The 15199-nt window shown below is 42.0% G+C and carries 16 protein-coding genes and 1 riboswitch; of the genes, 5 read left to right on the top strand and 11 right to left on the bottom strand.

Features of this window, described 5'->3' with window-relative positions; translation table 11 throughout:
* Positions 1-16 precede the first annotated feature (16 nt).
* The 10 genes from QQK21_RS00310 to QQK21_RS00265 all read right to left on the bottom strand — a co-directional run bounded on the left by QQK21_RS00310 (position 17) and on the right by QQK21_RS00265 (position 6769).
* Positions 17-814, bottom strand: coding sequence for a hypothetical protein (locus QQK21_RS00310; protein ID WP_284190216.1), 798 nt, complete (start codon positions 812-814; stop codon positions 17-19).
* Positions 814-1353 (bottom strand): phage tail-collar fiber domain-containing protein, encoded by a 540-nt coding sequence (locus tag QQK21_RS00305; protein ID WP_284190215.1) that lies wholly within the window; start codon positions 1351-1353, stop codon positions 814-816. Before QQK21_RS00305 ends, QQK21_RS00310 begins: the two co-directional genes overlap by 1 nt.
* Positions 1350-2093, bottom strand: coding sequence for a phage tail protein (locus QQK21_RS00300; protein WP_284190214.1), 744 nt, complete (start codon positions 2091-2093; stop codon positions 1350-1352). The genes QQK21_RS00305 and QQK21_RS00300 overlap by 4 nt, the downstream gene beginning before the upstream one ends.
* Positions 2074-3069, bottom strand: coding sequence for a baseplate J/gp47 family protein (locus QQK21_RS00295; RefSeq protein WP_284190213.1), 996 nt, complete (start codon positions 3067-3069; stop codon positions 2074-2076). Before QQK21_RS00295 ends, QQK21_RS00300 begins: the two co-directional genes overlap by 20 nt.
* Positions 3066-3392, bottom strand: a complete 327-nt coding sequence (locus tag QQK21_RS00290; protein ID WP_114787508.1) for a hypothetical protein — start codon at positions 3390-3392, stop codon at positions 3066-3068. The genes QQK21_RS00295 and QQK21_RS00290 overlap by 4 nt, the downstream gene beginning before the upstream one ends.
* Positions 3393-3401: 9 nt before the next feature.
* A complete protein-coding gene (locus tag QQK21_RS00285) occupies positions 3402-4130 on the bottom strand; it encodes a phage baseplate assembly protein V (protein WP_284190212.1) in 729 nt (242 codons plus the stop codon).
* On the bottom strand, positions 4105-4671 hold the full coding sequence (locus tag QQK21_RS00280; protein WP_284190211.1) for a hypothetical protein: 567 nt from the start codon (positions 4669-4671) through the stop codon (positions 4105-4107). Before QQK21_RS00280 ends, QQK21_RS00285 begins: the two co-directional genes overlap by 26 nt.
* 85 nt (positions 4672-4756) lie before the next feature.
* Positions 4757-5191, bottom strand: coding sequence for a hypothetical protein (locus QQK21_RS00275; RefSeq protein WP_284190210.1), 435 nt, complete (start codon positions 5189-5191; stop codon positions 4757-4759).
* Between the two features lie 76 nt (positions 5192-5267).
* Complete coding sequence (locus QQK21_RS00270; protein ID WP_114787512.1) at positions 5268-5549, bottom strand: hypothetical protein; 282 nt, start codon at positions 5547-5549, stop codon at positions 5268-5270.
* Positions 5550-6172: 623 nt separating this feature from the next.
* A complete protein-coding gene (locus QQK21_RS00265; RefSeq protein WP_284190209.1) occupies positions 6173-6769 on the bottom strand; it encodes a bacteriophage antitermination protein Q in 597 nt (198 codons plus the stop codon).
* A 476-nt stretch (positions 6770-7245) separates the two neighbouring features.
* On the opposite strand from QQK21_RS00265, the gene QQK21_RS00260 reads away from it, so the two are divergent.
* Positions 7246-7815: a helix-turn-helix domain-containing protein gene (locus QQK21_RS00260; RefSeq protein WP_284190208.1), complete on the top strand. Its 570-nt coding sequence runs from the start codon at positions 7246-7248 to the stop codon at positions 7813-7815.
* Between the two features lie 186 nt (positions 7816-8001).
* Positions 8002-8179, top strand: a riboswitch (Lysine riboswitch).
* Positions 8180-8268: 89 nt separating this feature from the next.
* Positions 8269-9627, top strand: coding sequence for a lysine-sensitive aspartokinase 3 (gene lysC / locus QQK21_RS00255; protein WP_284190207.1), 1359 nt, complete (start codon positions 8269-8271; stop codon positions 9625-9627).
* 96 nt (positions 9628-9723) lie between these two features.
* Here lysC and pmbA read toward each other — a convergent pair whose 3' ends face one another.
* The gene (pmbA, locus tag QQK21_RS00250) at positions 9724-11067 is read right to left on the bottom strand and encodes a metalloprotease PmbA (RefSeq protein WP_284190206.1); all 1344 of its coding nucleotides are present in this window, start codon (positions 11065-11067) and stop codon (positions 9724-9726) included.
* A gap of 108 nt (positions 11068-11175) precedes the next feature.
* Between pmbA and yjgA the strand changes: the two genes are divergently transcribed.
* The 3 genes from yjgA (at position 11176) to QQK21_RS00235 (ending at position 15171) form a co-directional block, all read left to right on the top strand.
* Complete coding sequence (gene yjgA, locus QQK21_RS00245; protein WP_284190205.1) at positions 11176-11703, top strand: ribosome biogenesis factor YjgA; 528 nt, start codon at positions 11176-11178, stop codon at positions 11701-11703.
* Positions 11704-12281: 578 nt separating this feature from the next.
* Positions 12282-13232 (top strand): hypothetical protein, encoded by a 951-nt coding sequence (locus QQK21_RS00240; protein WP_284190204.1) that lies wholly within the window; start codon positions 12282-12284, stop codon positions 13230-13232.
* A 109-nt stretch (positions 13233-13341) separates the two neighbouring features.
* On the top strand, positions 13342-15171 hold the full coding sequence (locus tag QQK21_RS00235) for a metallophosphoesterase (protein ID WP_284190203.1): 1830 nt from the start codon (positions 13342-13344) through the stop codon (positions 15169-15171).
* The last annotated feature ends 28 nt before the right edge of the window (positions 15172-15199 follow it).

The following is a 15199-nucleotide window of genomic DNA, read 5'->3' as shown; positions in this document are numbered from 1 at the left end:
TATTACTCCTTTGAAGTCATAGCTTAAATGATGGGGGGCTAGGTTGAGAGAGATCGTAACTTATGTACTCAGGTGGGACATTATTGTTCTCGTCTCCTGCTTCCGCCTCCGCCAAAGACACCGTTTTCGATAGCCAGTTGACATTGTTGTGGCTGCTCGAACTCCAACCAATCACTTCTCCATCAGTTTGATATAAATTAAAATTAATAAGTTTATTTGAGTAGATTTGGTATTTAAGTTTGCCGCCCCTAAGCATAAATACAGACCTGTTTGGCTCTATGTAACCAACTCCGGATTGGTTTCTATTTGTATTAAGGCCATCAGGGTCCCTCTTTTGGGCTTCACACCACGCTTTAAAACCGATGTGGGCCACACATTTTCGATAACGCTGTACGTTAACTACTGTGCGCAGATAATTGGCATTACCGCTCCAGCCACACGCTTGACCTTTAAGGATGACCAGGGCAGAAGCCACATGAGGATTGGCATTAAAATCATTATCATTTTTGTTCCAATCATAATGTCTATATATTTGAATTTCGTTTTCGTCCCCTGAATGCATTTGGAAATACACCGGATAAAACGTATCTTTATCGCCATCAACAAAGAGCTCAGTCATATAACGGCCTTGGCCTTTAATCTCTTCTGCTTTGACTTTCCCCTTCCATGCATCAAAACTTTGTTTGGCTTGTTGCAGTGTTTGGTCAATTTGGCCCATTTTATTGGCCACTTCGGTGGTTTGCGCCTGACTGGCCTCGGTTTGGGCTTGCGCCGCCAGTTTGACCTCTTGCAATTGGTTTAAAATTTCAGACATTAGTGTGTCTCCAGTTGTCTTAATCGCTCTGCTTGTTGCATTAGCATATGAGATTGTTGAGTTTGGACTGCTTGCGAGCGCATAAACGCCAGTGCATCTTTCATCATCTCGCTATCAATCAAAATATTGAGGTTTTCCACCCCAACGGATACCTGCACCGAATCGGTTGGCAGTACAGATAGGTCCATGGTAAAGGGAATGATCACCTGGGCTTTGGCTGCTTTATAGTTCAGGGTTCTATTCAGCGCTGAAATGACACCAAGTAAGGTGCCGCTTGCTAACCAAATGCCTATCTCTCGAATGGCAAACTCTGAATCACCGTCAAATTTGGCGGTGCATTGCAGCGAGGTGTCACCTGTGTCTTTATACTCTGATATCTTTACCCGCTGCTTTTCGCTGCGCAGCTTGGTTTGAGTTGGGCTTGGGCTATAGGCTTTATCGCCTGCCGAGATCCATTCAATCTTGGCATGCAGTCCTTTTTCTTTGGCGCTGATACATTCAGCTAACCCGCGCTCTGTAATAGTTACGGCTAGTGTCATGGCATTCTCGCAGTTATATAAATAGGGTTAACAGATAGGGGATGAAGACCAAGGGCTGAGCCCAAATAGTCATTACCAACTAACTTGGTTTGAGCCAGCTGAGCTTTAACTAACATGGGGCTAACCGAAATGGGTGCTCCGCCACCGGCGCCAAGTGAAACACGTCCACTGGTGCTTATCGGCCATAGCTTAACTTGGGCTTTAGTCGGCTGAATATTGACTCTCGGCAACACCGCCGCCTGAGCTCTAAATTTTTGCTCGACATCGTAGGCCAAGGTTAAATCGACCGTATCACGCTCAGATTTAACGTGATTTAACCGCTCAATAAGGCGGTGCGCCCGCTCTTTGGTAACATTTTGCGTGGTATTAGCCCGCGCCGTGACATAAACCGTGTAAGGCAAACCGCCTTGCACCTTGGTCCAATGCTCAATCTTGGCAGAGAAGTCCACCGCTTCCAGCGCCAGCTCAATCCCTGCATTAGTGCCGCTGGTTTGATGCACTGAATAAGAAACCTTGGTTATCGCGCGTTTTTGATCTTCAGTATCACTAAAAAACCAATCATTCACCCCTCGCTCTGAGGCGATGATGGGCAAAATCTCTTGGCTGGTGGTGCAAGGGTCTGCGATGGCGGCTAGCACATCTGTGCTTTTAACCAGTTTTTTAAACCCCTCTTCAAAGCTGCGTTCAAAAGAGGTGCGGTTGTCAGGTAAAAGAGTCTGCTCATCGATTGGCTTTGACATGCACATCCACCTCCTGACAATACGGCGCTTCAAACCATTCACACACCAGATCGGCTGATGGCTGCAAGATATTGAGCTTGGTGGCGTTGTGGTTATGCGCAATTTGACTTATCCGCGAACGCTGGATTTTTGCGCCGAGTTTATGCTGCTGCTCAGTGTAGTCTCTAAGCGCTTGCTCTAAAGCCTCTTCATCTATCAAACGGGTAGGCGCGGTTTCTTCCCAAGCCTCAATCTCAATCTTGTAGGGCTTGATGCTGGCAGAGCGCACGCTAATATGGTCAGACTCTTGAGCAATATCAGGGCGGCGACAATACTCTAACACCTCATCTTGCAGTTTTTGGCTCGCTTGACCATTTCCTTCAGGCGAGAGTATGCGTATTTCCACCTCCCCTGAATTTTTTTTCAGCATTCGTGCTTTAGCATCTTTGGGCCGAATCACACCCTCGGTTGGCGTGAACTCAAAGCGTTGAGTCACCACATTATCCGACTCGCTAGAAATCGTGATCAAAGGGCGCGCTCCCAACGTCATGGCATGGAATTTATAGCCACTTCGGGTTCCTGTGGTCGCCAAACCATAGGGTGCTAAGCTGTAGCGATGCAGTAACGAGGCATCCGATTCCTTTACAGCGGGAATGTTAGGCGAGACCGTATCATCACCAGCTTTAATGATTTGACGTTTCAAACCCAAGCGGGAAACCACCACATCCACCATTTCAGAGTCAGTCACGGTTTTTGCAAAGTGTTGTAAGTATTTGTAGTTATCGTTACGGGTTTCTTGTTGGCGAAATAAAATCATGGCATCAAGCAAAAGGGCAGCAGACTCGTTGGGGCTACGTAAGCCCGCGGTTAAGTTGCGCGCTTTTTCATTACCCACTTCCTTTTCGGCGTGTGGAAGAAAAAAGTCATTGATAAACCGCTCACGCATGTCTGCAAATTTTTCAACGGTCAATATTTGCGGGATTTTTATTTTACTCATAGCTCCAACACCTGTTTTTGTCCGTCGTATGTGTAGTTAATGCGGGTAAGAAAGCCCGCTCCATGTATTCGAATGTCAACTTTGGGGTTAACTATGTCTGATAAATCATTGGCAGGATTAGCAATAATTCGGTGAATGCGGTTAATGGCTTGCATGCGATTGTGCTCATTGGCAAGGCCCATAAGTTTTCGAAACTCGCCGCCAACATTGCGCCGTTTTTCTCTTGAACCTAGCTGAGTGGTGATTGCTTTAAATAATCGGCACTCAGCTTGCCTAGCCCCCCATACGCTTAAGCCTGTTGTAGGGTCTATACCTTGTTGCATAATAACCTCTTAATTAATAGGAACCTCGGTTGGCGCCCCTTCACGGTTCACTTTGTGGCGATGGGTACTAAATTTCACATTGGCGATCACAGCCTCAGAGAAGTTGGCGCCACTGCCTGCAAGGGAGAAAGCCCCCGGCGCATAACTCACTAGAGCTGGCGTTTTGATTTGGTTACTCACATCAAGCGAGCCTTTAATGCTGACATTGCCCTCTTGTGACTGAGTCCCCTTGGTGTTGGCCGTGTTCGCGGTTCGGTTATATTGTTTGGTCTGCATTGAAATAACCTCCGAGGCATCGACTGAGAAAGAAGGCGTGACAAACTTGACCGAGCTATCGGCTTCAACCAAGTAATTACCCGCAAAATCTGCGGTGACTTTAAACACATCGAGAATGCTTAAGGTGGTTTTGCGTGGGTCCGTCTCTTTGGGACAAAAGTCAGTACAATAGGAGGCTGGTAGAACGATCGCGTGCGCTTCATCAACGCCGCCAGATAAATTGAGCACCATAACTTGTTCACCAATGCTGGGCGCCCGCCATTTAATCACCTCGCCCGCTTCAAAAGCCACCCACTGAATAGGCGGTGAAAGATAGTCATCTTCAGTATTGGGCGCGTAATCAATTACAGCTTTTGAGCCTGATACTGACTTTACCCACCCTAGCCTAATAAGGTTTCTGAGCTGGCGCTCTAAACCGTTCACCCGGCCGATTAGATCAAGTATTGCTTGGTTCAAATTCATAGATCACCTGCTCATCACCCTTGCTTTCTTTAATGTTTAATGACTTAACCCAGAAGGTTTCCTGCTGCGGATTTCCATAACGGACCTTTTGTGTAAACCTAATCGCATAGCCGATATTTTCTGCGCTCAAATCTAAGGGATTTGCTTGGATTTCTTGCGGTTCATCCAGACAATCAAGATCTGCGTCAAGCGCCATAGTCTCGCCGTTGTCTTTATTGCCCATTTGCGCAGGATCTAAAAAAAGCTGGCCTGTTAATAAGGTGATTATCTTGTGTGCCACATTAGCCACTGCGAGAGTAGGATTGGCGTCATTCACATCTGGTTTAATCAATATCGTCACTTTGAGCAGATGCTGGTAACGGTCATCGGCCAAGTAATTGCACTGCTCGATACTTGGCAGCGGCAAGCTAACAATTGGCTTATTCACTTGTTGGCTGCCTGGTGTCTCTGCGTATTGCACCTTAACGCTTTGTCCAAGGGTGGTGGTAAGTAGCGCGCTAAGCCGCTCGAGATAATTACCAAGGCCAGTAATGTAGTTCATTTTCAATGCCTCACTTCAACATATAAAAAAGCGCCGTTATCACAGGCGCTTTAGCATTTAATATTCAAACCTAGAGTCAGTTAATTCATTGCAAGTCATAGGTTTTTTCCATGTACTCACTACAAGGCATCGCTCTCCACCACTTGGAAAATAACTTGGCCCTATCCAAACGCCTTTTCGGCACTCGTTCGATATTGGCTAGCAACCATGCGGCGACAATGATCAAAGACAGTGTGGGGTTATTGGATAAATGAGCAAAATTAATGGATTTCAAATCGATACCCAGTGAATTCAGAATCACTTTACGATGGTGATAGAATCTGTGGTGTTGCTGCATTAATCCAAATTGATAGTGAGAGATTGAACAAACCCCGCCAAACTGACTCTTTCTTTGACCTGACTTTGACTCAAGGTGAGTAATTTCATACAAAAAGTGTCCTAAGTTACGAATGCCAAATGCTTTTCCTACGAGAAAACAGGCTTCTTTTAGATGTGGTGAGGACAAAGCGCCATGCTCCATTTATTCAGCTCCTAGTGATTAGGATCCAATTGATAGGTAGTGCGATCTACCTTGATTTTTGGGCTCCATAAATACGTTAAACATCTTTCCGAAACGCTTGTTGAACAGTAAATCTAATGATGTGAACATGCCCAAGCGCCCCGAAAAGGCCATAAACGACAATTTGGCTGTATGTCATTCCTTGCATCAAACCTAAGTGCCACGCCCCAAATGCCATTGCTAAAGCAATAAACACTTCTGCAAAAAATATCTTAGGTGAGATTTTCTCTGACTTTTTTAACATCACGCCTAATCTCGCAATGATAAAAACAGCAACAAACAGCCAAAAGCCATTAGTCTCTTCATCATTTGTTAACATAAATTACAACTTAAGGTGTGAGTGGTGATTAAGCGATACCGACAAAAAAGCCCCTCTGCGGTAAGAGGGGCTTAAGTCGATAAGTCTTTTCTAGTCATGGTGATAACAAAGGAAATCTTCGACGATGACAAAATACTATCATGCAAGGTCAGGATAACGCAACAATAAATTACTCACATTTGAGCTCTTTTATATTAAACCAAAAAAAACACTCATCAGGAGCGCGTAAATACCTTGGATAAAAATAGAGAAACCTAACCTTTCCACAGTTAGGTTTGGCTATCAGCATTATGACTTCACATTAGATAGCATAGGCTTGAGCATCCATACCATGCTGATACTTGATTCTCATTGTAAGGGCTAGTTGCCTGACCTAACTTAAACAATAGCTTTATCTATTAAATAGAATAAGGCGTTAACAACGCCATGCATTTATCTATTTGCAATGCTAACAAAAAAGCCCCTCATATGGATAAGAGGGGCTTAGTCAGTTTAGATTGGTCATCGTGAAAACTTAACAATTCTTCGACGATGACCAAATACTATCATGCAAGGTCAGGACAATGCAACAAAAAAGACTCATATTTGAGTCTTTTTTTATTTTAAACCATTTGTATATTAACCTAGTGATTAAAAAATTGCCGCTGAAAAGTCCGTAACGAGAGCTCATCGAGAGCTTGAAACTGATCAGTGATACTCTCATTATGCTTGGCATAACACTGAAAGTATGTCTGCTTTTTCACACCGATTGCCTCAAATAAGTTTCGCTGTAAGCAGTCAACAAACTCACGCCGTGTTAAACGCTCAAAGACCATATTCCTAATCTTAGCTTTAGTTGGCTTACGACAATTCTCTATAGGTAGCTCTCCTTCAACTATGCTAACTAACTCTGGAACCATACTATCAGGCGAGCTTTCACCATATTTATAGATCAACCATTTAGCTAGATGTGAAGGCAATGACTTGAGAACTCTCTGCACCCTTAAGTGCTCAAACACATCATCTGAGCAGTTGAGCCGTGCACCCTTGTGGGAACGAGAAGCCTTGATGTGCAGTGGATCTGTTGTGCGTTCACCTTGCCTTTTTGAACTAGGGCGTTGCTCTAGTTTATACATAGCACCATCAAAACCAGCACTTGATTTGTGTGGTTGATAAATGGCCAGCGCCTGTGCAATCAAAGCTCGAGTTTCCTCTAGTTGCTGTTGGTCATAATTAGTCAAGTCACTCCCCCTTACTGGATATGGAATCTGTCTATTAAGATCGCAAATAAAACTCAAAGAACCAATAGGTAGTCATTATTAGATCAAAAAAATCACAAAATCAACAAAACAACTCAAATTTGAGCTTTTAGTTGAATTGTTATTTTATTTTGAACAAATAATATAAAGTAAACTAGATGATAAGAGCTCACCACATAGCAATATTTATAGGCAATAGAACAAATAAAACACAGCTATAACCCTTAACATCACTATGGAAAATCGGATAATAAGCATATCAAAAGCACTATTTTTGTGTCATAAAGTGATTTCATCTGTAAAAAAACTCTAAAATCATTCTTATTGTTCTAAGATGCTTTATAATCGACCAAAAAATAACAACAACACCACTGGGATAAACCAGAGGCATACTGGACTCTTTCTCTAGAGTAAAACAACTGAGTTGGGCGTTTAGATTCAAAATAGGAGTAAAGCATATGCCAGATGCACACCACGTTTTTACAGCAATACGAAAATCGAAAAAATTAAAGCAAAAAGATTTTGCCGGTATCGCAAGCCGCGCAACAATAGGAAGGTTTGAACAGGGAGAGGGTGACTTACCCACCCAAGTGCTAGTACGCGCGCTCGAAAAAATGGACACCACACTGGGTGAGTTCGTTACCCGTATGGAAACGGAAGAAATGCATGGCTATCACACAAAAAGTGTGAATATTCTAAGTTGGGCAGACATAGAAAAAGAGCAGCCAGACTCACAAGGTTCGACCTTTTATCCCAATGGCGCGAAGCCAGAAAGTTACGCTCTCAGAGTTCGTGACGCCGCAATGATCTCTTCAGACTTTGCGATCAATTACCCTATTGGCTGCTTTATTATCGTAGAGCCAATGAAATCGGCTAGTGATAACACTTTAGTGATCGTTAAAGCGGGTGGCACTTTCCACTTTAGACGTAAATATCGCGGTAAATTTATTCCAGCAAACCGAGAATTTGAAACTATCGATCAGGGAGAAGTCGTTGGCCGAGTGGTAGGCTGGGTTGGTCATGGTTAATCAACTATTTCACCAAGCGATAAACACAGCCCTAGCTCGACTATTTTTATTGACTTGAATAAGTAGAAAACCTATCGGTTTTCGTTGCCACTTTATAGATTATCCAGCTAAATTTTCCGTTGACAAACCGCTCATAAACACGTTCAATGCAAGAATTGCGGTATTCGATAAAACCGCACAAATGCATTTTGCAGAAGAGGAGCACTACCTAGGTAGGTGTTTTGTGGAGCCACAACTCCAATACATGACACTGAGGGGGAGTAGTGCCGAGGTAGATCAATAGTGTGGTTTTGATCTGTCGGTTGACTTGGGTTGACTCCCATCAACTGTCACCAGCTCAGTCTGGTGAAGAGCTTCTGAGGTAGCGATAAAAAAGAAAAGCCCCTCAACTCGCCCATTCTCTCTTCAAGCAAGGATTACTATTCACTTTTAGGAAGTTTTGGGAGAAAAATTGTGAGCAATTTTAACGTTGCTAAGTTTGGTGGAACCAGTGTGGCTGACTTTGAAGCTATGAGCCGCTGCGCTACCATCATAGAGCAAAGGCCAAGTACACGACTTGTCGTCATTAGTGCATGCTCTGGTGTGACTAACTTGTTAGTTGAGTTAGCAAATGGCGTGTCGGACAACGAACAACGCAGCCATCTGTTAACCAAACTCGCCACAATTCATGACGGCATACTTAACCAGCTAAAAGACGCGACAAAAACCGCCAGTGACATCTATGAAATCCTTGATACAGTAACCAGTTTAGCTGAAGCCGCTTCCATTCAACCAAACAAAAAACTGACCGATCATCTTGTCGCTTGTGGTGAGTTAATGTCTACTCACCTGCTGACTAAGCTGATGCAAGAGCGGGGGATCAACGCTCAACGATTTGATATCCGTGATGTACTGCGTACCGATAGTACTTTTGGTAAGGCTGAACCGGACCTCAATACCATATACAACCTTGCTCAATCACAATTAGTACCTTTGTGCCAAGAGCACATCGTTATTACACAAGGATTTATTGGCGCGGATGAACAAGGTAACACCACCACATTGGGCCGAGGCGGAAGTGATTACAGTGCTGCTTTAATTGCAGAAGCTGTCGAAGCCAAGGGCTTAGAAATCTGGACAGATGTACCTGGAATTTACACAACCGATCCTCGAATTGCTCCTAAAGCCTCTCCAATAGCGGAAATAAGCTTTAGTGAAGCATCAGAAATGGCTAACTTTGGCGCAAAAATTCTCCATCCTTCGACGTTAGTGCCTGCTCTTCGACACGAGATCCCTGTATTCGTAGGCTCATCAAAACAGCCAGAGCAAGGGGGAACATGGATTCGTCACCAAGTAGAAGACTCACCTTTATTTCGAGCATTGGCTCTGCGCTGCAATCAAACCATGGTGACTCTGCGCAGCGCTCGCATGTTTCATGCTTATGGCTTTTTGGCTAAAGTATTTGAAATTTTGGCCAAGCATAAGATTTCGGTGGATTTAATTACCACATCAGAAATCAGCGTCAGTTTAACTTTGGATCAAACCGATACGTCTGGTGGCGCGCCTCAACTTCCACAGGAAGTGCGTGCGGAACTAGAAGAATTGTGCAGCGTTGAAGTAGAACAAAATTTGTGTCTTGTTGCGCTAATAGGCAATAAGATGAGTGAGAGTAAAGGTTATGCAAAACGCGTTTTTGGTACGCTTGAAGAATTTAACCTACGAATGATCTGCTACGGCGCTAGCCCTCACAATCTGTGCTTCCTCGTCAATGAAACAGACTCGAAGTTAGCCATCCAAAAGCTTCATCATCAACTGTTTGAGCACGTTGACTGACAACAAAAGAGGGTTGATATAAACTTCAACCCTCTAACTTTAGTTAACCAAAAATTTCATTCACAGCGGGCTCGCCATCCTGACTGATTGTGTGCTCTAGTCTCCAGCCACTTTCATACTATCCAGTAAAATTGACCCGGTCTGAATTTGCGAGCGAGTTTCAATGTCACTGCCAACTGCAGCAATGTTCTCAAACATCGTCTTAAGGTTACCGGCTATCGTCACCTCGGAAACTGGGTACTGAATTTGGCCATTTTCGACCCAAAAACCTGCCGCGCCTCGAGAATAATCTCCGGTGACAATATTAACGCCTTGGCCCATCACTTCAGTTACCAGAAAGCCTGTGCCTAACTCTTTTAGCATTTGCTCAAAGTCTTGTCCCGTTGATTGCACGTACCAGTTGTGAATACCACCAGCATGTCCGGTTGGTGTCATGGCTAATTTTCGCGCCGCATAGCTCGTCAAAAGATAAGTGGAGAGCACGCCATCAGAAATGATTTCTCTATCTTGGGTAATCACACCTTCATTATCAAATGGACTGGAAGCAAGCCCTCTCAATACATGTGGCTTTTCGGACACGTTAAACCATTTAGGCAAAATCTGCTGACCGAGATGGTCAAGCAAAAAAGAAGATTTTCGATATAAATTCCCACCACTTATCGCCATGACAAGATGACCAAGAAGGCCCGTCGCCACATCGGCAGCAAACATAGCTGGGTACTGACCTGTTTTAAGCTTTTGCGCATCAAGACGGCTAATCGTTTTTTCCGCGGCTTTTTTGCCAACTGATTCGGGAGTCCAAAGATCATCTTTGCAACGTGCTACCGTATAGCTATAGTCACGCTCCATCACTCCGCCTTTCCCTTGACCAATCACACAACAACTGATGCTGTGACGGCTTGAAGCATAACTCGCCAATACGCCATGACTATTGCCATAAACTTTTAGACCATAGTGGCTGTCGTAACTGGCACCATCGCTTTGTTTGATTTTGTCGCTGTAAGACAAAGCTTGCTGCTCAGCACGAATCGCGATTTGCGCTGCATCATCAGGGTCAGGAGTATCAGGATGAAATAAATCAAGATCGGGTATCTCTTTCACCATTAGCTCTTTGGGAGCAGGACCGGCATAAGGGTCCTCAGAGGTATACTTCGCAATATCAAGCGCTGCCAACACTGCCTGTTGAATGGCCTTTTCACTCAAGTCAGAGGTCGATGCACTCCCTTTACGCTGGCCTCGGTACACAGTGATACCCAGAGCACCATCACTATTAAATTCCACATTTTCCACCTCACACATACGGGTAGAAACACTGAGCCCTGTACTTTTGGTAATGGCTATTTCAGCACCATCAGATTTTTCTGCAGCCATCTCGAGTGCTTTTGCAACTGCGGCTTCTAGCTCAGTTCTTTGCCGAGCAACTTGCTGTCTTACGTCCATATTTTCTTCATGCTTGAGGAGTCTTCTTCCTAGGATAACAAGAATTTCGCTTTCTCCCCATGATTCTTGTTAAAATAGAGAAATAGACAGTTAAATTAAGGCAGAAAAATGGCACGCAAAAACAAAAAAGCGCCATGGGAAGAAGAAGAGGAAATCATTTGGGTCAGTAAGTCCGAGATGAAACGTGATATGGAAGAGTTGCAGAAGCTAGGTGAAGAGCTAGTTAGTCTAAAGCCTTCCGTATTGGAAAAATTCCCTCTCAGTGAAGACTTGGCGGAAGCGATAAAAGACGCGCAACGTTTTAAAAACGAGGCCCGCAGGCGTCAACTGCAATACATAGGCAAACTAATGCGCGTTGAAGATCCAGAACCACTGCAAGCGGCTCTAGATAAAGTACGTAATAAGCACTCTCAAACCACGGCAGCTTTGCACAAATTGGAGCAGCTTCGCGATCGCATATTAGCAGAAGGTGATGATGCCATTTCGGATGTATTAGCGCTTTACCCCCAAGCTGATCGTCAGCATTTACGCCAACTGGCTCGTCAAGCGGCCAAAGAAAAGCAAGCAGGGAAACCCGCCAAAGCTTACCGTGAAATATTTCAAATCTTAAAAGCACTCTATGACGAAGAGTGTTAGAGCATACCTCTAAAGCTTCAAAAACGAGTATCACTGCTACACCAGTGTACTCGTTTGTATAAAATACTACTTTTTAAATCAGCGTGGCATAATACTTATTCGTTATTTACGTCAAATTTCGCTAGACACTTACCAAAGTAAATAGGCTGCATCTACAAATCCATATTTATTACATCTCATTTTACAATAAACTTTTATAAATCCTGCCATTTCATAATTTTTAAAAATCACAGCGAATCCCACACACCATCTACAATCTTAAATTTCAGTCAACTTTAATAAACATAAAAATCACACCTTATAGAAATTAACATTAAAAAAATCTATAAAACCAACAAAAAACATAACTAAAAACATAACTAAAAACGGTGGAATTCCCCCCTAAAACTGGTGTGAAAGAAAATTAAATACATCATAGAATATTTTCAAATATTTACTAACGGACTGTCAGTTTAATTAAAACATCAATAACAAAAAAATAATTATCACTTTAACAGGAGGGCAAAAATCAATAATTTCAATATGCTGAGATAATAAGTAACCCAAAAACATAAATTAAATATATATAAGGAATAACCATGAGTTTAAATATAAATACTAGTACTATTTTAGTTTCTTGCCTATCTGCATTTTGCTCTATATCTGCTAATGCAACGCCAAAAAATGCAGAATATCTACCCGTCGAATTATCTTTCATTAATACAACAACCTCATCAGCCCTAGATGAAAGTGACCATAACTTCAATTGTCAATCTGGATTTGTAATAACAGGTAGAAAGCATAAAGGCGATGAGAATGGAGATACTTGGTATACATGCAGTGAACCGCTGGCTAATGGGGAACGTTTAACTTTTAGAGAAACGTATCTATCCAGCGATATTGAAGAGTCAGATTCATACTTTTCATGCCCTGAATACTCAGTGATGACAGGTAGAAAACATAAGGGGGATGAAAATGGAGATACACGTTATACATGTACATATATTGAAATGAATGGTAGCCCTGTAAAAATTGATAGAGACAATACATATACCGATGGTTCACAAAAAGAGTCCAGTAGTGACTTTTCAAGTGTACCGTACAATATGATTATTACTGGGCGTAAACACGATGATGATGAAAATGGAAAAACATGGATGTATTATGCTGGCTTAAAAGCTGTAGGCCCGCAGGAACCAGGAGAGCCTGAAGAAAATATTAATCTTATAATCAAAAACCTTTCTAGCGATGATATCGTCTTAAATGCTGAGTTTTTAAATGAGGACTTTTCAACTATATCTATTTCCGATGAGCTAATAGAGATGAATCACTCTTACACTTCTCCATCTCTATTTGAACCAAGGAATGATGAAAACATTCCTCAAAGAATAGAAATTAAAACTTCTTCCGACCAACTCATACAAAGCTATTGCAATATCATTTATACAAAGAATGATGGGAACTTATCGGTAAGTGATGATTGTGACAACTTAGATGCTTATCTTGAAGTTAATGAAAATCAATCTTCAGCTGTTATAGAGGTTAAATAATAAGGGGCTGGGCTTATAAAATCAATTATAAGCCCATAACCTATTCAGATAGAACAAGTGACCTTATATTTAAATTAGTTGAATGAAATTTATAACCTAGGAGAATAGAATGAAAAAAATAGCCATAGTACCTCTCTTTCTAGCTATTTACTCATATAGCCAATATACGTTGTGTCAAGAGTCAGCAGTGCAAAACGGTAGTAATATCAATAATTTTTCTATGGTAACCATTTCAGACCCACAATTTTTCTGGACAGAAAATTATCTTGATGATGATTTAAATGAAGAACTTAGCATTAAGTTTAATAATTTTACAGTCGATGTTGTTAATGACATTATCAGAAGCACCCCAGATGCTAATTGGCAGGGGGTTATTGTTAATGGTGACCTCACCGCCTTTGGACATGGAAATGAGCTTCAAGCATATGAAGACTTTATTAATCAATTTTCGATCCCTATATACCCAGGATTAGGCAATCACGACTATGCAAACAATGTCGATGATTGCGGAGATAATGGCTGTGCTACCGATATGGTGCGCTATCTGATAGATCAAGTTAAAACTCAGATTCCTAGTAGCACGCTGAGACGGTTTGACTATATTAGACAAAATCATCCAGGCCCAGGAGAAGATGTATTTAAAGGCAGTATGTCCTACTCCTGGGATATTGGAAAAGTCCATTTTGTACAATTAAATAATTATCCTGAATATAAAGCGAGCTGGGAAAGTTCAAATGGAGATAATGGCAGCATAATGAGAATCAAGCACTCGATGAAATGGCTACGAGATGATCTCAGTCGAGCCATACATGAAGATGGTGCTGAAACCATTATTTTAAATATGCATGACTATGGAGACCATTGGGATCCTTCAAACAATAGTGAATTTCGAGATATTTTGGAGAACTATCCTGTGACCGCAATTTTCGCGGGTCACACTCATGGAACAACTGGCACAAGCATCAGTGGCGTACCTGTCTATCGAACAGGGGCAAGCCATAAGGCCGACTTTACACTACTGAACTTTTCAAATGAGCAAATGCATGTCACTGTTTATGATGCAGAACCACTTTATGAAGATGATATCATTGATAGTACTGAAGATTATGCTACCCCTGTTGAATATGATGTAACACTCAGAAATATGGATATTGCAGATGTTCCAAATTATCGTCGTCCAGAAGTAATATTCTATGAGAATAATTCCGACAATGACGTCAATGAACCTGATGATTTAAGCTGTTATTTTTCAGACCTTGAAGAGCCAGAAACTCAAAAAGGGACAATAGAAAATGAAGAATGTTTTAATGATGATGCTGGAGCTGTAGAACTAAAAGATGTACCTGCAGATACCGTAATTAAAGTTTACGATGATCCAAACGGAAGCATGGAAGACGATTACTCCATCATTAAGGTTTTAGATAATATCGAGGGAAGCTATCTTATCAACTCTCTTGAAAAAGACTTCAATGATTCAAAAATATCAATGATAAATAACGATAATAATGGTTTAAACGGTAAAGTTTCCCGTTTTGAAGTGTACCCACCAGGCACATATCAGCATGAACCTCTATTTGTATTCCATGAAGGCGATAATGGTGATGAAAACATTGTCTGTACGCTACCTGGTAATGCTGGAAGTGTTGAGTTTGATAACAACAAAGGCCCATATTATTGTGACAACGATGAAGCTCGTTCTGTTACATTAATTGATATACCAAAAGGTACAGAATTAGAACTGACTGACGATCCTGGCGGTGATCACGATCACGATTACGCAATTATTACTGTCAAAAAGGATATTCTTACATCGTATCTAGTCTACGCGTTTGATTATGATTATAGCGATGAGTTTGTGACAGTAAACTTCACTAAAAAAGATGATGGCGACCTAGAAGGTAAAGTGTCTCGTGCCAAGATTCGCATGGGTGAATACTAATATAGTATTTTCATAATTTTAATAGAGC

This window comes from Vibrio zhanjiangensis, from assembly GCF_030161235.1.
Lineage (GTDB): Bacteria > Pseudomonadota > Gammaproteobacteria > Enterobacterales > Vibrionaceae > Vibrio > Vibrio zhanjiangensis.
This window is presented reverse-complemented; position numbering and strand designations above follow the sequence as displayed.

Coding starts and splice junctions, on each gene's coding strand:
- QQK21_RS00310 (WP_284190216.1), bottom strand. CDS start 814: ATGTCTGAAATTTTAAACCAATTGCAAGAGGTCAAACTGGCGGCGCAA.
- QQK21_RS00305 (WP_284190215.1), bottom strand. CDS start 1,353: ATGACACTAGCCGTAACTATTACAGAGCGCGGGTTAGCTGAATGTATC.
- QQK21_RS00300 (WP_284190214.1), bottom strand. CDS start 2,093: ATGTCAAAGCCAATCGATGAGCAGACTCTTTTACCTGACAACCGCACC.
- QQK21_RS00295 (WP_284190213.1), bottom strand. CDS start 3,069: ATGAGTAAAATAAAAATCCCGCAAATATTGACCGTTGAAAAATTTGCA.
- QQK21_RS00290 (WP_114787508.1), bottom strand. CDS start 3,392: ATGCAACAAGGTATAGACCCTACAACAGGCTTAAGCGTATGGGGGGCT.
- QQK21_RS00285 (WP_284190212.1), bottom strand. CDS start 4,130: ATGAATTTGAACCAAGCAATACTTGATCTAATCGGCCGGGTGAACGGT.
- QQK21_RS00280 (WP_284190211.1), bottom strand. CDS start 4,671: ATGAACTACATTACTGGCCTTGGTAATTATCTCGAGCGGCTTAGCGCG.
- QQK21_RS00275 (WP_284190210.1), bottom strand. CDS start 5,191: ATGGAGCATGGCGCTTTGTCCTCACCACATCTAAAAGAAGCCTGTTTT.
- QQK21_RS00270 (WP_114787512.1), bottom strand. CDS start 5,549: ATGTTAACAAATGATGAAGAGACTAATGGCTTTTGGCTGTTTGTTGCT.
- QQK21_RS00260 (WP_284190208.1), top strand. CDS start 7,246: ATGCCAGATGCACACCACGTTTTTACAGCAATACGAAAATCGAAAAAA.
- pmbA (WP_284190206.1), bottom strand. CDS start 11,067: ATGGACGTAAGACAGCAAGTTGCTCGGCAAAGAACTGAGCTAGAAGCC.
- yjgA (WP_284190205.1), top strand. CDS start 11,176: ATGGCACGCAAAAACAAAAAAGCGCCATGGGAAGAAGAAGAGGAAATC.
- QQK21_RS00240 (WP_284190204.1), top strand. CDS start 12,282: ATGAGTTTAAATATAAATACTAGTACTATTTTAGTTTCTTGCCTATCT.
- QQK21_RS00235 (WP_284190203.1), top strand. CDS start 13,342: ATGAAAAAAATAGCCATAGTACCTCTCTTTCTAGCTATTTACTCATAT.